Source organism: uncultured Pseudomonas sp. (assembly GCF_943846705.1).
Lineage (GTDB): Bacteria > Pseudomonadota > Gammaproteobacteria > Pseudomonadales > Pseudomonadaceae > Aquipseudomonas.
The window spans coordinates 300,294-313,974 of the sequence record NZ_OX044366.1 but is presented as its reverse complement, the minus strand read 5'-3'; the positions used below and the strand labels follow the sequence as shown (position 1 = coordinate 313,974).

14 protein-coding genes are annotated in these 13,681 nt (G+C 60.9%); 9 read left to right on the top strand and 5 right to left on the bottom strand.

The features are described 5' to 3' along the window. Window positions 1-34: 34 nt before the first annotated feature. From Q0V31_RS01535 to Q0V31_RS01525, 3 genes are all read right to left on the bottom strand, one after another. A complete protein-coding gene (locus Q0V31_RS01535; RefSeq protein ID WP_298183662.1) occupies window positions 35-430 on the bottom strand; it encodes a diacylglycerol kinase in 396 nt (131 codons plus the stop codon). Between the two features lie 147 nt (window positions 431-577). Further along, window positions 578-1,870 (bottom strand): HAMP domain-containing sensor histidine kinase, encoded by a 1,293-nt coding sequence (locus tag Q0V31_RS01530; protein ID WP_298183656.1) that lies wholly within the window; start codon window positions 1,868-1,870, stop codon window positions 578-580. Beyond that, window positions 1,860-2,543, bottom strand: coding sequence for a response regulator transcription factor (locus Q0V31_RS01525; RefSeq protein WP_298183654.1), 684 nt, complete (start codon window positions 2,541-2,543; stop codon window positions 1,860-1,862). The genes Q0V31_RS01530 and Q0V31_RS01525 overlap by 11 nt, the downstream gene beginning before the upstream one ends. A gap of 105 nt (window positions 2,544-2,648) precedes the next feature. On the opposite strand from Q0V31_RS01525, the gene Q0V31_RS01520 reads away from it, so the two are divergent. From Q0V31_RS01520 to Q0V31_RS01510, 3 genes are all read left to right on the top strand, one after another. Next, entirely contained in the window at window positions 2,649-4,607 is a 1,959-nt protein-coding gene (locus Q0V31_RS01520) for an LTA synthase family protein (protein ID WP_298183652.1), read from the top strand. A 50-nt stretch (window positions 4,608-4,657) separates the two neighbouring features. Beyond that, window positions 4,658-5,401 (top strand): phosphatase PAP2 family protein, encoded by a 744-nt coding sequence (locus Q0V31_RS01515; RefSeq protein ID WP_298183650.1) that lies wholly within the window; start codon window positions 4,658-4,660, stop codon window positions 5,399-5,401. Between the two features lie 160 nt (window positions 5,402-5,561). Then, window positions 5,562-5,930 carry a hypothetical protein gene (locus Q0V31_RS01510; protein WP_298183648.1) on the top strand — a complete coding sequence of 123 codons (369 nt, stop codon included), beginning with the start codon at window positions 5,562-5,564 and terminating at the stop codon, window positions 5,928-5,930. Between the two features lie 56 nt (window positions 5,931-5,986). Here the strand turns inward: Q0V31_RS01510 and Q0V31_RS01505 are convergent, their stop codons facing one another. Next, a complete protein-coding gene (locus tag Q0V31_RS01505) occupies window positions 5,987-7,510 on the bottom strand; it encodes a fumarate hydratase (RefSeq protein WP_298183646.1) in 1,524 nt (507 codons plus the stop codon). Between the two features lie 263 nt (window positions 7,511-7,773). On the opposite strand from Q0V31_RS01505, the gene Q0V31_RS01500 reads away from it, so the two are divergent. From Q0V31_RS01500 to Q0V31_RS01490, 3 genes are read left to right on the top strand one after another with little or no spacing between them, the layout of a single operon-like run. After that, complete coding sequence (locus tag Q0V31_RS01500) at window positions 7,774-8,901, top strand: GGDEF domain-containing protein (protein WP_298183639.1); 1,128 nt, start codon at window positions 7,774-7,776, stop codon at window positions 8,899-8,901. Further along, window positions 8,894-9,835: an iron-sulfur-binding ferredoxin reductase gene (locus Q0V31_RS01495; protein ID WP_298183637.1), complete on the top strand. Its 942-nt coding sequence runs from the start codon at window positions 8,894-8,896 to the stop codon at window positions 9,833-9,835. The genes Q0V31_RS01500 and Q0V31_RS01495 overlap by 8 nt, the downstream gene beginning before the upstream one ends. A 46-nt stretch (window positions 9,836-9,881) precedes the next feature. Beyond that, complete coding sequence (locus Q0V31_RS01490; protein WP_298183635.1) at window positions 9,882-10,655, top strand: enoyl-CoA hydratase; 774 nt, start codon at window positions 9,882-9,884, stop codon at window positions 10,653-10,655. 92 nt (window positions 10,656-10,747) lie between these two features. Here the strand turns inward: Q0V31_RS01490 and pyk are convergent, their stop codons facing one another. After that, complete coding sequence (pyk, locus tag Q0V31_RS01485) at window positions 10,748-12,199, bottom strand: pyruvate kinase (RefSeq protein ID WP_298183633.1); 1,452 nt, start codon at window positions 12,197-12,199, stop codon at window positions 10,748-10,750. A gap of 172 nt (window positions 12,200-12,371) precedes the next feature. Between pyk and Q0V31_RS01480 the strand changes: the two genes are divergently transcribed. The 3 genes from Q0V31_RS01480 (at window position 12,372) to Q0V31_RS01470 (ending at window position 13,660) form a co-directional block, all read left to right on the top strand. Beyond that, entirely contained in the window at window positions 12,372-12,746 is a 375-nt protein-coding gene (locus Q0V31_RS01480) for a tetratricopeptide repeat protein (RefSeq protein ID WP_298183631.1), read from the top strand. Between the two features lie 68 nt (window positions 12,747-12,814). Continuing rightward, window positions 12,815-13,237: a DUF4124 domain-containing protein gene (locus Q0V31_RS01475; RefSeq protein WP_298183630.1), complete on the top strand. Its 423-nt coding sequence runs from the start codon at window positions 12,815-12,817 to the stop codon at window positions 13,235-13,237. A gap of 60 nt (window positions 13,238-13,297) precedes the next feature. Then, window positions 13,298-13,660, top strand: coding sequence for a PilZ domain-containing protein (locus tag Q0V31_RS01470; RefSeq protein WP_298183628.1), 363 nt, complete (start codon window positions 13,298-13,300; stop codon window positions 13,658-13,660). Window positions 13,661-13,681: the final 21 nt, after the last annotated feature.

The following is a 13,681-nucleotide window of genomic DNA, read 5'->3' as shown; positions in this document are numbered from 1 at the left end:
GTCTTGGTTGCGCGGCGCTCGGCGGCAATTGAGCTCAAAGCACGATCACGCCCCAGGTCAGCCCGATCAGCAACAGGGCGATAAACTGCGCGGCGCTGCCCATGTCTTTGGCTTGTTTGGACAGTGGATGGATGCTCAGGGAGATGCGGTCTACGGTGGCTTCGATGGCGGAGTTAAGCAGCTCGACGATCAACGAGAGCAGCGGCACGATCATCAGCAGCAGGCGCTCACTGCGGCTGACATCGAGCAGGCACGCCAGCGGTAGCAGCACGGCATTCAGCAGCAACAATTGGCGGAACGCCGCCTCGCCGCGATAGGCCGCCTGTAAGCCCATCAGCGAATAGCCGCCGGCGTCGAGGATGCGCCGCAGGCCGGTGCGGCCCTTGAGTGAAAGGGCGTCATGCGTATCAGCCGTGGGTTTGCCGCTCATCGTGACCACCCCGCTGCTTGCGGCTGTGTACGGAGCTGTGGGGCGCGCACAGGGCGCAGGCAATCGAAGCAAGGTGAAGCACGCATGGCTGAGCGTCCGGTTAGGGGGAACACTCGCCACACTAAACAGGCGGGTATCAACAGCGCGTTAAGACGCTGTGAAAATTTCGTCAGCGTTGTGCTTAAGCAGCACCTTGAAGCGGGTGCCGCCCTCCGGCTGGTTGTGCACCGAGATGCTCCAGCCTTGTTTGGCGCAGATCCGTTTAACCAGTGATAGCCCTAGCCCCAGGCCTTCGCCGCGCGCCTGGGGGCCGCGTACAAACGGCTGGAAAATCTCCTCGTGTTGCTCCAGAGGGATACCCGCGCCGCTGTCCTCGACGCGAAAGCCACCGTCCTCCAGCACCAGGCGGACTAAGCCGTGCTCGGTGTAATGCAGGGCGTTACGCAATAGGTTGGCCATGACCGTACTGAGGAAGGTGGCGTTGTACAGCCCGCTATCGCTACCCTCTTGCTGAAAGTGGAAGCCCAGCCCTTTGCCGTGAAACATGGGTTCCCAGCGTTCGACCTGTTCGGCGGCGACACGGGCGAGGCTGCAGTCGGCGACAAACGCCGTTTCATTGGCCTTGCTCCTGGCCAGCTGCAAAAAGGTCTGCACCAACTCGCGCATCTCCTCGCTGGCCCTGGCAATGCGCTCCAGCTGTTGGCGCTCACGCGGTTGCAGAGCGGCTTCGGCCAGCAGCTCGCAGGAGCTGGCGATGACCATCAAGGGCGTGCGCAACTCATGGCTGACATCACTGGTAAATAGCCGCTCGCGCTCCAGTGACTGGCGCACCTGGCCCAGAGTGCTGTCGAAGGCCGCGGCCAACTGGCCCACTTCGTCATCGGGGTAGTCCGGCGCCAGGGGGGGGGCCAGGGTGTGCAGTTGGTCGCGGTGGCGCACCTGTTGCGCCAGTCGGCTGACGGGGGCCATGACCTTGCGCGCCATCACTAGGCCCAGCGCCCAGGCGCCCACTACGGTTAGCAGAAAACCGGCAAGCACGACATTGAACAGGGCTTGTTCGCGGGCCTCGAATTCATGCTGTTCTTGCACCAGCAGATAGGTGTTGCCGTTGATTTCCTGCACATAGACATAGAAGGCTTTTTCCGCCTCGACCACTTCGTTGAAGCCTTCCGGCAGGCCGGCGTACTGCTGGGGAATTGCATACTCAGGCAGGTTGGAGGCAAAGAAGCGTGTGCTGGCGTCCAGACGTGGGCGAATGCCATGTTTGAGGTCTTCATGCAGCACGGTGTCCAGCTCGCGGTTGAGTTCCTCGGACACCAGGTGTTCTTCAATCACGTGCACCACGGCCACGATACTCAGGGAGAACACCCCGCTGACCAGCACCGTCATCAGCACAAATGCGATCAGGATCCGCCGGGCAAACGGCTGCTTAGACACCATGGCTGGACTCCGCCAGGCGGTAGCCGACGCCGTGCAAGGTGTGCAGCAGCGGTGTGGCGAAGGGTTTGTCGAGTACCTGGCGCAGTTGATGGATATGGCTGCGCAGGCTGTCACTGTCGGGGCTGTCATCGCCCCACAGGGCTTCTTCCAGGGCCTCGCGGCGAATTACCGCCGGGCTTTTCTGCATCAGCACGGCCAATAACTTCAGGCCGATGGGGTTGAGCTTGAGCGGTTGCCCCGCGCGGCTGACATGCAGGGTGTCGAGGTCATAAAGCAAGTCGGCGACTTTCAGCTGGCGCTTACGGCTGCCTTGGCTGCGGCGCAGGATCGCCTCGATGCGGGCTACCAGCTCGGACAGGGCAAAAGGCTTGATCAGGTAATCATCAGCGCCGACATTCAGGCCTTGCAAGCGGTCATCCAGGGCGTCACGGGCGGTCAACATCAGGATCGGCACTTCATTGTGGCCATCTTCGCGCAGGCGCTTGCACACCTGATAGCCGTCAATCCCCGGCAGCATGATGTCCAGCACGATCAGGTCATAGTGGCCGCTGCTGGCCAGGTGCAAGCCGCTCAAACCGTCCTGCGCACAGTCGACGGTGAAGCCTTTGAGCTGCAGGTAGTCGAGTACGTTGGCCAGAATGTCGCGGTTGTCTTCGATGACCAGAATACGCATGGGGGTTGTTCCTTTCGGCGTTGACGTTTTTTTCACATCGTTTTGACGAGCGCCTCACAGCGGCCATTTCACACTGCGGCACGTTCATCCAAGCGGGATCATACGATGCCTCAGTTCCATTTCGCCCAACTTCGTTACCTGTCGATCATCGTCCTGAGCTGGTTGGCGGTGTTCGTGGTGACCCGCAGTGCCTTGCTGGCCACCCACCTGGCTGACGCCCAGGTCAGTGCTGGGCAGTTACTCAGCCTGTATGGCGTGGGCCTGGTGTATGACCTGAGCTTTTTACTGTATGCCAGCCTGCCGCTCGCGCTGTACCTGTTGCTCTGCCCGCGCCGGCTCTGGCAGCAGCGTTGGCATAAGCAGTTGTTGCTCGGCGTGGTTGGGGTCAGCCTGTTTGTCATGCTGTTTACCGCGGTGGCGGAGTGGCTGTTCTGGGATGAGTTTGGCGTGCGCTTCAACTTTATCGCCGTGGACTACCTGGTGTACTCCGAGGAGGTGATCAACAACATCCTCGAGTCCTACCCGATTTATCCACTGCTGGCGTTGCTGGCGATCGTCGCCATTGCCACGGCTGCGCTGCTGCGTAAGTCGCTGCTGGCGGCGCTGGATGCGCCAAGCCTGCGGCCTGTGCCGGCGCTGCTCAGCGTATTGGCGATGTTGCTATTGGTCGGTTTGAGCAGTGGCCTGGTTGGCCAAGATGCGCCACGCGGCACCGGTGGCAACGCCTACCAGCGTGAGCTGGCCAGCAATGGGCCGTTCCAGTTCTTTGCCGCGTTCCGCAATAACGAGCTGGATTACCCGCAGTTTTACGCCACCCTGGCCAAGCCTGAGGTGGCCAGCCTGCTGCGCAGTGAAGTCAGTGAGCCGAATGCGCGCTTTATCGGTAGCGATCCGCAGGATATCCGTCGGGTGATCGACAACCCCGGTCAGCCTGAGCGGTTGAACGTGGTGCTGGTGACCATCGAGAGCCTCAGCGCCAAGTACCTGGGCAGCTTCGGTGACAGCCGCGGCTTGACCCCCAACCTCGACCAGTTGCGTAAGCAGAGCCTGAGCTTCAGTAATTTCTATGCCACCGGCACCCGGACTGACCGCGGCCTGGAGGCGATTACCCTGTCGATCCCGCCAACGCCGGGGCGCTCCATCGTCAAACGCATCGGCCGTGAGTCGGGCTACGGCAGCCTCGGCCAGCAATTCAGCGCGCAAGGCTATGACAGCGTGTTTATCTACGGTGGGCGCGGCTACTTCGACAATATGAATGCCTTTTTCGGCGGCAATGGCTATCGCATCGTCGATCAAAGCAGCGTGGCCGAGGCGGATATGGCATTCCAGAACGCCTGGGGCATGTCCGATGAGGACATCTATAAGCAGACACTAAAGGTCGCCGATGCCGACCACGCCGCTGGTGAGCCATTCTTTCTGCAGTTGATGACCACCTCCAATCACCGTCCTTATACCTACCCGGAAGGGCGTATCGATATCCCCTCGGGTGATGGCCGTGAAGGGGCGGTGAAGTACACCGACTATGCCATCGGTCAGTTCCTCGCCCAGGCGCGGGAAAAACCCTGGTTCAAACACACCGTGTTTATCTTTGTCGCCGATCACACCGCAGGCAGTGCCGGCAAAGAAGACCTGCCGGTGGCCAATTACCACATCCCGCTGTTCATCTATGCCCCGGCGCATATCCAGCCCCGTGAATTCAGTGAGCTGACCAGCCAGATCGACCTGGCACCGACGCTGCTGGGCTTGCTCAACATGGACTATGTATCGACCTTCTTCGGCCGCAATGTACTGCGCGCTGACCGGGCGCCAGGGCGTGCGCTGTTGGGTAACTATCAGCTCTTGGGGCTGTTCGACGGCGACAGCTTGGCGATTCTCAGTCCACGCAAAAACATGCGCCGGCATGACGATGCATTGGGTCTAAGTCATGAGGTAAAGGTGAGCGCCAGCGATAGCTTGCAGCGCCGCAATATCGCCTATTACCAAGGGGCCAGCTATGCCTTCCAGAAGCACCTGATTGCCTGGCGACCGGCGCTTTTGCCTGAAGCGCAACTGAGCAAGCGTTAACCCTCAATTTTTCAGGCACTGCTCGGCAGTGCCTTGCCGGGAGCACCGTTATGACGGCCGATCACGCTGTTGCCGCCTCGCGCTATTTTGATTTTCGCCTGGGCTTGGGCATTCCTTTAGCGCTGATGGCGTTGTTGTTGATGTTTGACCCCAGCGGCCTGGACTTCGCCATTGAGCAGCTGTTTTACCAGCCGGGTCAGGGCTTTATTGGTCGGCACAGCTTTTGGCTGGAAGACATCCTGCATGACCGCGCCAAGCAGCTGGTTATCGGCTTTGCTGTGCTGGCCATTATCGGCTTGGTCATCAGCCTGTTACCTACGCGGTTCAGGGTATGGCGGAGGTCGCTGGGCTATCTGGTGCTGGCGCTGGGCGTGTCGACCAGCATTGTCACGCCTCTTAAAGCATTTACGGCTGTGCAGTGTCCCTGGAGCCTGACCGAGTTCGGCGGCACTGAGACTTTTACCCCGCTGCTGAGTGAGCGCGTAGCCACTGACAGCCCTGGTCGCTGTTGGCCAGGCGGGCATGCCTCATCGGGGTTTTCGCTGCTGGCGCTGTTTTTTCTGCTGCGTGACAAACGTCCGCGCGCGGCGCGTGCCGCCTTGGTCTTCGCCCTAGGGCTGGGCGCTGTGTTTTCGCTGGGGCGGATGATGCAGGGTGCACATTTTCTTTCGCACAACCTGTGGACGCTGCTCTTCGATTGGACGATCTGCTTGCTCTGTTATCGCTGGGTGCTCTACCGCGCGCCATCCGTGCAGCGCTCCGAGCCGGCTGAACTTAAACCGCTGGAGGGCTAAGCCATGCCAACTGTTATCTACGCCTGTCGCCTCGCCGTTGCCGCGTTGCTGTTTACGCTCGCCCTGGTGGCACTGCCATACAGCATGGCCTGGAGTGCAGAGCCGGCTCTGAGTCATCAATTGGGCTCGGCTGGCCGGGCCGCTTGAGGCCCGTATGCGCATGAGCACTGCCCCTATCACGTGGGTGAAGCTGTCCGCATGTGGCGTGTTTGCGCTGCTGCTTGGCGGTTGCCAAAGTACTCGTGAGTGGCTGCAGGCCGAAGGTTATCCGCCGGTCTTTGTCGATGGTTTTGAGGCGGGTTGCAGCAGTGGTCGTCAGGCCGCCGGTGGCCTCGATGATTTCCGCAAGGATGTGCCGCGTTACCTGGCAACGCGACTTTATGCCCAAGGCTGGGACGATGGATTTCGCCAGTGCCAGGCACGGCTCAATAGCCAAGTTGAGCGCGAGTGGGGCGACGAGGATTGGCGCGACCGCGAATGGCGCGCGCATGTCGATCAGGCCATGGCCAAGGCGTTGCGGCCGAACTAAGGCTGCAGAAACAACAAACCCGGCACTCGGCCGGGCTTGTGTTAACGCTGTAACGCTTACTTGATCTCGACTGCCAGGCTGTCGTGGATCTTCTTGTTCCAGATCGCCGGGCCGGTGATGTGCACCGACTCGCCCTTGGTGTCGACGGCCACGGTGACGGGCATGTCTTTCACCTCGAACTCGTAGATCGCTTCCATGCCCATTTCCGGGAAGGCCAGTACGGTGGACTTCTTGATCGCTTGCGAGACCAGATACGCAGCACCGCCAACGGCCATCAGGTACACGGCTTTGTGGTCCTTGATCGCCTCGATGGCAATCGGCCCACGCTCGGATTTACCGATCATGCCGAGCAGGCCGGTGCTTTCCAGAATCTGCCGGGTGAACTTGTCCATCCGCGTGGCGGTGGTCGGGCCAGCCGGGCCAACCACTTCGTCACCGACCGGATCAACCGGGCCGACGTAGTAGATAAAGCGGCCTTTCAGGTCGACCGGCAGCTGCTCGCCCTTGTTGAGCATCTCGACCATGCGCTTGTGCGCGGCGTCGCGGCCGGTGAGCATCTTGCCGTTGAGCAACACGGTCTCGCCCGGCTTCCAGCTCTGCACTTCTTCCGGGGTGAGGGTGTCGAGATTCACCCGGCGCGCGCTTGGGCCGGCCTCCCAGACGATTTCCGGGTAGGCGGATAGGTCCGGCGCTTCCAGCTCGGCCGGGCCGGAGCCATCCAGCACGAAGTGGGCGTGACGGGTCGCAGCGCAGTTGGGGATCATGCACACCGGCAAGCTGGCGGCGTGGGTTGGATAATCCATGATCTTCACGTCGAGCACGGTGGTCAGACCGCCCAGACCTTGGGCGCCAATACCCAGCTGGTTCACTTTTTCGAACAGTTCGAGGCGGATTTCCTCGAGCTTGTTCTGCGCACCGCGGGCTTTCAGCTCATGGATGTCAATGGACTCCATCAGCACTTCCTTGGCCATCACCGCGGCTTTCTCGGCGGTGCCGCCGATGCCGATGCCGAGCATGCCCGGTGGGCACCAGCCCGCGCCCATTTCCGGCACGGTTTTCAGTACCCAGTCGACGATCGAATCGGACGGGTTGAGCATGGCCATCTTCGACTTATTCTCGGAGCCGCCGCCCTTGGCTGCAACGTCCACTTCCAGCTTGTCACCGGGCACCACGGAGTAATGGATGACCGCAGGGGTGTTGTCCTTGGTGTTCTTGCGTGCGCCAGCTGGGTCGGCCAGGATCGAGGCACGCAGGACGTTTTCCGGCAGGTTGTAGGCGCGGCGTACGCCTTCGTTGATCATGTCGTCGACGCTCATGGTCGCGCCGTCCCAGCGCACATCCATGCCGACACGGATAAACACGGTGACGATGCCGGTGTCCTGGCAGATCGGCCGGTGGCCGGTGGCGCACATGCGCGAGTTGATCAGGATTTGCGCCATGGAATCACGCGCAGCCGGGGACTCTTCCTTGAGGTAGGCCTCGTGCATGGCCTGGATGAAGTCCACGGGGTGGTAATAGGAAATGAACTGCAGGGCGTCGGCGACGCTTTGAATCAGGTCGTCTTGCTTGATCACGGTCATGCTGTGCGCTCCCTTTGCTATAGGTGGAGTAGGGCAGGAACTTCGAAGAGCGCTGGGGCATGCCCGGCGCAGGTTTATCAGGGCCAGAGCACAAGATAAAAAGGCGCAGCAGTATAGCGCGCACGGCACTAGGCGGACACCTTGTCAGGCCGCAACCATGGTCGTTGATCGGTAAATGACGCCGAGTAATTGACTAGGCATTCTGTGATCACAGGGGTAAAGTGGCGGCCAGATGCCAGTATGGGAAGGAGCCCATAACCCTCATGAGCCCTAGCAGCCAAACGGGTACCCGTCGCCCCCTGCAAAGCCTGCTGCTGAAGCGTTTCAGTATGGCAGTGGCCACTTATGCATTGACCGGGTTGTTGTGCTGGATCGGTCTATTTGTCGGTTTTTTTCAGACCTCTCTAGCCACTGCACTGACCCTCACTGGGCTGGCCGCACTTAGCCAGCTGCTATTTCTCGGGCTGTTTCTCTCCCGCCTCAATCTGCGGGTAGCCGACCCCAGCCTGACTGAGCCGCAGATTTTGGTCGCGATTACCTGGCTGACCGTGCTGCTGTCGTTGATCAGCGAAGGGCGCGGCAGCATGCTGGTGATCTACCTGCTGATATTGCTGTTCGGGGTATTTCAGCTGCCGCCTAGGGTCTTCGTCCGCTGCGCCCTGTTTGCTTTCGCTGGTTTTGCCGGTTTGCACCTGTATGAGGCGTATACCCTACAGCTGAGTGCGCCGAGTGTGGCGCTGATGCAGGTGTGTGTGCTGGCGGTGGTGCTGATCTGGCTGTGTCTGTTCGCCAGCTACGCTCAGGCCATGCGTCAACGTATGCGCAAACGGCGCTTTGCCTTGCAGGCCCATCAAGACACGCTGCGTGGCATGATGCGTCAACTTGAAGATCTGGCTGCAACCGATGAGCTGACCGGCCTGTATAACCGCCGGCACTTTCTGCACCTCGCCGGCCAGGAATTGCAAACCCTGCGCGGCGGCGGCCAGCATGGCCTGGCGTTGCTGGACCTGGATCACTTCAAGCGGATCAACGATGTGCACGGCCACGCCGCCGGCGATCGCGTGCTGCAGGCCTTTGCCGGCGTAGCTCGCGCCTGCTTGCGCGAGGGTGATGTGCTGGCCCGTTATGGCGGTGAGGAGTTTGTTTTGTTATTACCCAATACTGACGCCGGACAGTTCAGCGCGTGTTGCGAGCGCTTGCGCGAGGCGTTCAATCGCGCTGAGCCGTTGGGTGTGAATGTGCAGGGGCTGAGTGTCTCTATCGGCATGACCTTGCTGAGTGTCGGCGATGACCTCGACGAGGCCCTGCAGCGTGCCGATCAAGCCCTGTACCAGGCTAAGCGTGAAGGACGTGACCGTTGTACGGCGACTTGGGAGGCGCTAAGTGCCTGAGTTGCGGGTCGCCGAGCGTTGTCTTGAAGTATCCCCGGCGAGCAATCTGCTAGACAGTCTCTTGGTCGCGGGCATCGCTGTGCCTTACAGCTGCCGGGCCGGCAGTTGCCATGCCTGCCTGGTGCGCTGCGTGCGCGGCGAGTTGCTGGATGCCAAGCCAGAAGCGTTGGATACGACGCAGCGCGAGCAGGGCTGGCGCCTGGCGTGTCAGTGCCGAGTGATTGAGGATGTCCAGGTTGAAGTCTTCGATCCACTGCGCGATGGGCTGCCGGCGACCATCCACAGCTGTGACTGGCTGAGCGCGGACGTGCTGCGCTTGCGTCTGACGCCACCGCAAGTGTTGCGCTACAACGCCGGCCAGCACCTGCAACTGTGGAGCGAGGGCGGGGTTGCTCGGCCTTATTCGTTGGCCAGCTTGCCGGGTGACGATGCCTGGCTGGAATTTCATATTGATTGCCGCCAAGGCGGCGCGTTTGCCACGGCGGCGCGCGCGTTTCAGCCCGGCGACAACCTGCGTCTGGGTGAGTTGCGCGGCGACGCGCTGCACTATGATCCGGACTGGCAAGACCGGCCGCTCTGGCTGATGGCTGCCGGCACCGGGCTTGCGCCGCTTTACGGGGTGCTGCGTGAGGCGCTGCGTCAGCAGCATCGGGGCGTTATCCGGGTTATTCACGTGGCTCATGATCAGGCTGCGCATTACCTGGCTGAGCCCTTGCGGGAGCTGGCGGCCAGTCATCCGCAAATACAGCTCGAGCTGCGGGTGGCGGCCGAGTTGCCGGCTGCTTTGGCCGAACTGCGCCTTGTCTCGCGGCAAACCATCGCCTTACTCTGCGGCCACCCCGATAAAGTGGAAAGCTTTGCGCGCCGCCTCTATCTGCTGGGTTTACCGCGTAACCAGGTATTCGCTGAGGTTTTTTTGCCCCACGCGCGCTAGCCGTTAAGGTTGCCTGCGCGGGTGGGGTCTGCCGTGAGGAGCAATAATGAGTGAGCATCTGCAGGTTGAGCGTGAACAAGGGCTGCTGACCTTACGCATGCACCGTCCCGATAAGAAAAATGCCCTGACCCGGGCTATGTACAGCGGCATGGCTGAGGTGCTGGCGCAGGCCGATCAAGATAACAGTGTGCGTGCGGTAATGATCACCGGCGGTGAAAGCTGCTTTACCAGCGGCAATGATGTCGCCGACTTTGTGCAGGCACCGCCTAGCGGGCTGAACAGCGAAGTGTTCCAGTTTATGCAGGCGCTGTTCGAGTTCAGCAAGCCAGTGGTGGCAGCGGTTAACGGCCCGGCCGTGGGCATTGGCACGACCATGCTGCTGCACTGCGACCTGGTATATGTCGGCCGTGGGGCGAAGCTGAAAATGCCATTCGTTAACCTAGGGCTGTGCCCCGAGTACGGCTCCAGCCTGATTCTGCCGCGCTTGCTTGGTCACGCGCGCGCCGCCGAATTGTTGTTGCTGGGAGAGAGTTTCACCGGTGAGCAGGCCGCCGCTTGGGGGATTGCCAACCAGGCGCTGGAAGATGGCGCTGAAACCTTGGCCAAGGCGCGGGAGATGGCTCTGCGCTTTCAGCAACTGGCGCCGGCCGCTGTGGCGGACAGCAAGCGCCTGATGCGTGCACCGGATCGTGAGCAGCTGCGTCAAGTGATCGAGGAGGAAGGCGCGTTGTTCGGTCAACGGCTGCGCTCACCAGAGGCCATTGAAGCCTTGACGGCCTTTATGCAGCGGCGCACGCCGGACTTCAGCAAGTTTGCCTGATACGCCGAAACCAAGAAAAAGGCCGCTCGAATGAGCGGCCTTTTACGTTGCACTGACTAGCCCTAGAGCCTTGTTACGATCTTGAACAGGCTCTACACCAGCGCTTCACCCACATGCAGCAGTTTCATGGTGTTGGTGCCACCGATGGTGTGGTAACTGTCGCCCTTGGTCAGGATCACCCAATCACCGGCCTGTACCACGCCGCGCTTGAGCAGTTCGTCCACCGCCGCCTGGCTGACGTCAGCCGGTTGCAGCGCCGCTGGGTCGAACGGCACGGTGTAGACGCCGCGGAACATGGCTGCGCGGGCCTGGGTTTCGCGGTGCGGGGAGAAGGCGAAGATCGGCACCGAGGAGCGGATACGCGACATGATCAACGGCGTATAGCCACTTTCGGTGAGGGCGATAATCGCTTTCACACCGGGGAAGTGGTTGGCCGTGTACATGGCCGCCAGGGCAATGCTTTCGTCGCAGCGCTCGAACTCGGTGCCCATGCGGTGGCTGGATTTTTTGCTGGTCGGGTGTTTTTCCGCGCCCAGGCAGATGCGCGCCATGGCTTGCACCGCTTCCAGCGGGTAGGCACCGGCGGCGCTTTCCGCCGAGAGCATCACCGCATCGGTGTAGTCGAGCACGGCGTTAGCCACGTCGGAAACTTCCGCACGAGTCGGCATCGGGTTCTGGATCATCGACTCCATCATCTGCGTCGCCGTGATCACTGCCTTGTTGTGGCGACGGGCGTGCAGAATGATTTTTTTCTGGATGCCGCACAGCTCGGCGTCGCCGATTTCCACGCCCAGATCGCCACGGGCAACCATCACCGCGTCACTGGCGCGGATCAAACCGTCGAGGGTTTCGTCGTCGGCGACCGCTTCGGCACGCTCGATTTTTGCTACCAGCCAGGCCGTACCGCCGGCTTCGTCACGCAGCTTGCGCGCGTAGTGCATGTCGTCGGCGTCACGCGGGAAGGATACAGCGAGGTAATCCAGCTGCATCTCGGCCGCTAGCTTGATGTCGGCTTTGTCTTTCTCGGTCAGTGCGGGCGCGGTCAGGCCGCCACCACGACGGTTGATGCCTTTGTGGTCGGACAGCGGGCCGCCGATGATCACTTCACAGTGCAGGGCATCAGCCGTGGCGCTTTCGACGCGCATGACCACACGGCCGTCGTCGAGCAGCAATTCGTCACCGACGCCGCAATCCTTGACCAGATCCGGGTAGTCGATGCCGACTATTTCTTGCGTACCGGCGGTGAGCGGGTGGCTGGTGGAGAAGGTGAAGCGATCGCCGAGCTTGAGCTCAATACGCTTGTTGGCGAATTTGGCGATACGGATTTTCGGGCCTTGCAGGTCTCCGAGTAGGGCCACATGGCGACCGTGTTTGGCCGCCAGCTCACGCACCAGTTTGGCGCGGGCTTTATGTTCGTCGGGCGAGCCGTGGGAGAAGTTCAGGCGGGCTACATCCAGGCCAGCGATGATCAGTTGTTCAAGAACCTCGGGGCTGTTGCTCGATGGGCCGAGGGTGGCGACGATTTTGGTGCGGCGAACGGTCATGCACAGACTCCTGAATGGCAACTGCAGACGAGGCTACTATGCCGCAACCCTGTAGTCATTGTTCCGCTGCACTACCTCCGGCGGCCAAGTGACGCGGCAGGATCGATTGAGGCATAAGGAGCTGCAGAAATTTCCGGGGCAGTCGATACACTGCACATTGGAGGAGAAGTTTATGCGCATACTGTTGATTGTTCTGCTGGTCGTGGGGGTGACGGGGTGCAACCGTTACTCGTTCGATCATCACCTGAATAACGCCTACGAGGCTTATGATCGCGGTGAGTGCGAGGCGGCCATCTTGTCGTTATCCAAGGCCGAGCGTAACAGTCGGTCGCGGCGTTATATGCAGCCGGAGATCTCCCTGCTGCGTGGTCAGTGCCTGGAGCGCCAGGCGCTGTTCGTCGATGCCATGCAGACTTACCAGTTCATCACCAGCCATTACCCGGCCAGCGAGTATGCTTACCGGGCCCGTGCGCGTATGAACACCTTGCGTCAGCTCGGGCACGAGGGTGTTGATGTGGCGGTTAAGGTCAGCCCGGCCAAGCCTTGACCGCTGGTCGTCAGCGCTGACAGAAGGTCGGTCTCGGCAGTAAGCTGAGGCTTTACGGGAGGGAATCCATGCGCGTGTTGTTATGCTTGTTGTTATTGCCAGGATTGGCTGCTGCGGAAATCTATCGCTGGACTGATGCCAATGGCCAGGTGCATTTCGGCCAACGCCCGGCGGTGGCGGGCGCTGAAAAGGTTGAAGTGAAGCCGCAGGTGGTTGAGCGTGACCAACTGACCCGTGAGCGGGAAGAGCGCACCAATCGGTTTTACGATGCCCGCCGTGAAGAGCAGGCGCAGGCCTCACAGGTCGCCGCAGAGCGCCACGCCAAGCGTGCCGAGGAGTGCCGTCAACTGCGCGGCAGATTAGCCGCAATTCCTGAAGGGCGGAGTTATTACCGCAACGCAGCGGACGGCCAGCGCAGTTATTACAGCGATGAGCAGGTCGATAGCGCTCGTCAGCAATTGCAGAGCCGGGTGGCCGAACGCTGTACCTGAAACTGGTTTAAGCGCAGTAGTGAGGCCATACTCAATGGCCGTATATAGCGATTTGCCACTATGTCAGAGCGTGTGCAGCGCAGCATCAAACGCCATCAGTTGCCGTATTACCTGAAGGTGTTCAATCGCATCACCGACAAGCCCATGGGCTATATCGGTAACGTCTCCCTGGACGGTCTGCTGTTAATCAGTCAGCTGCCCCTGCTGGTGGGCGCACGCTTTGATATGCGTCTGAAACTTCCAGGGCATGCCGCGCCGCGCTATATCGACTTCTCGGCCACCTGCCAATGGTCCCGCGAGGATGTCACCCCAGGCTACTATGACTCGGGGTTCGCCCTGGTGGCACCACCTGGCGATTATGTTGAGATGGTCGATGCACTGCGCCACTACTTCAGTTTCAGGCCGATGGCCACATCAGCCTGAACGCCTCTGCCGCGGATTTTC

What these genes read in the sequence shown, in the direction of transcription:
- Q0V31_RS01535 (WP_298183662.1), bottom strand. Translation starts at nt 430, where the DNA reads ATGAGCGGCAAACCCACGGCTGATACGCATGACGCCCTTTCACTCAAG.
- Q0V31_RS01530 (WP_298183656.1), bottom strand. Translation starts at nt 1,870, where the DNA reads ATGGTGTCTAAGCAGCCGTTTGCCCGGCGGATCCTGATCGCATTTGTG.
- Q0V31_RS01525 (WP_298183654.1), bottom strand. Translation starts at nt 2,543, where the DNA reads ATGCGTATTCTGGTCATCGAAGACAACCGCGACATTCTGGCCAACGTA.
- Q0V31_RS01520 (WP_298183652.1), top strand. Translation starts at nt 2,649, where the DNA reads ATGCCTCAGTTCCATTTCGCCCAACTTCGTTACCTGTCGATCATCGTC.
- Q0V31_RS01515 (WP_298183650.1), top strand. Translation starts at nt 4,658, where the DNA reads ATGACGGCCGATCACGCTGTTGCCGCCTCGCGCTATTTTGATTTTCGC.
- Q0V31_RS01510 (WP_298183648.1), top strand. Translation starts at nt 5,562, where the DNA reads ATGAGCACTGCCCCTATCACGTGGGTGAAGCTGTCCGCATGTGGCGTG.
- Q0V31_RS01505 (WP_298183646.1), bottom strand. Translation starts at nt 7,510, where the DNA reads ATGACCGTGATCAAGCAAGACGACCTGATTCAAAGCGTCGCCGACGCC.
- Q0V31_RS01500 (WP_298183639.1), top strand. Translation starts at nt 7,774, where the DNA reads ATGAGCCCTAGCAGCCAAACGGGTACCCGTCGCCCCCTGCAAAGCCTG.
- Q0V31_RS01490 (WP_298183635.1), top strand. Translation starts at nt 9,882, where the DNA reads ATGAGTGAGCATCTGCAGGTTGAGCGTGAACAAGGGCTGCTGACCTTA.
- pyk (WP_298183633.1), bottom strand. Translation starts at nt 12,199, where the DNA reads ATGACCGTTCGCCGCACCAAAATCGTCGCCACCCTCGGCCCATCGAGC.
- Q0V31_RS01480 (WP_298183631.1), top strand. Translation starts at nt 12,372, where the DNA reads ATGCGCATACTGTTGATTGTTCTGCTGGTCGTGGGGGTGACGGGGTGC.
- Q0V31_RS01475 (WP_298183630.1), top strand. Translation starts at nt 12,815, where the DNA reads ATGCGCGTGTTGTTATGCTTGTTGTTATTGCCAGGATTGGCTGCTGCG.
- Q0V31_RS01470 (WP_298183628.1), top strand. Translation starts at nt 13,298, where the DNA reads ATGTCAGAGCGTGTGCAGCGCAGCATCAAACGCCATCAGTTGCCGTAT.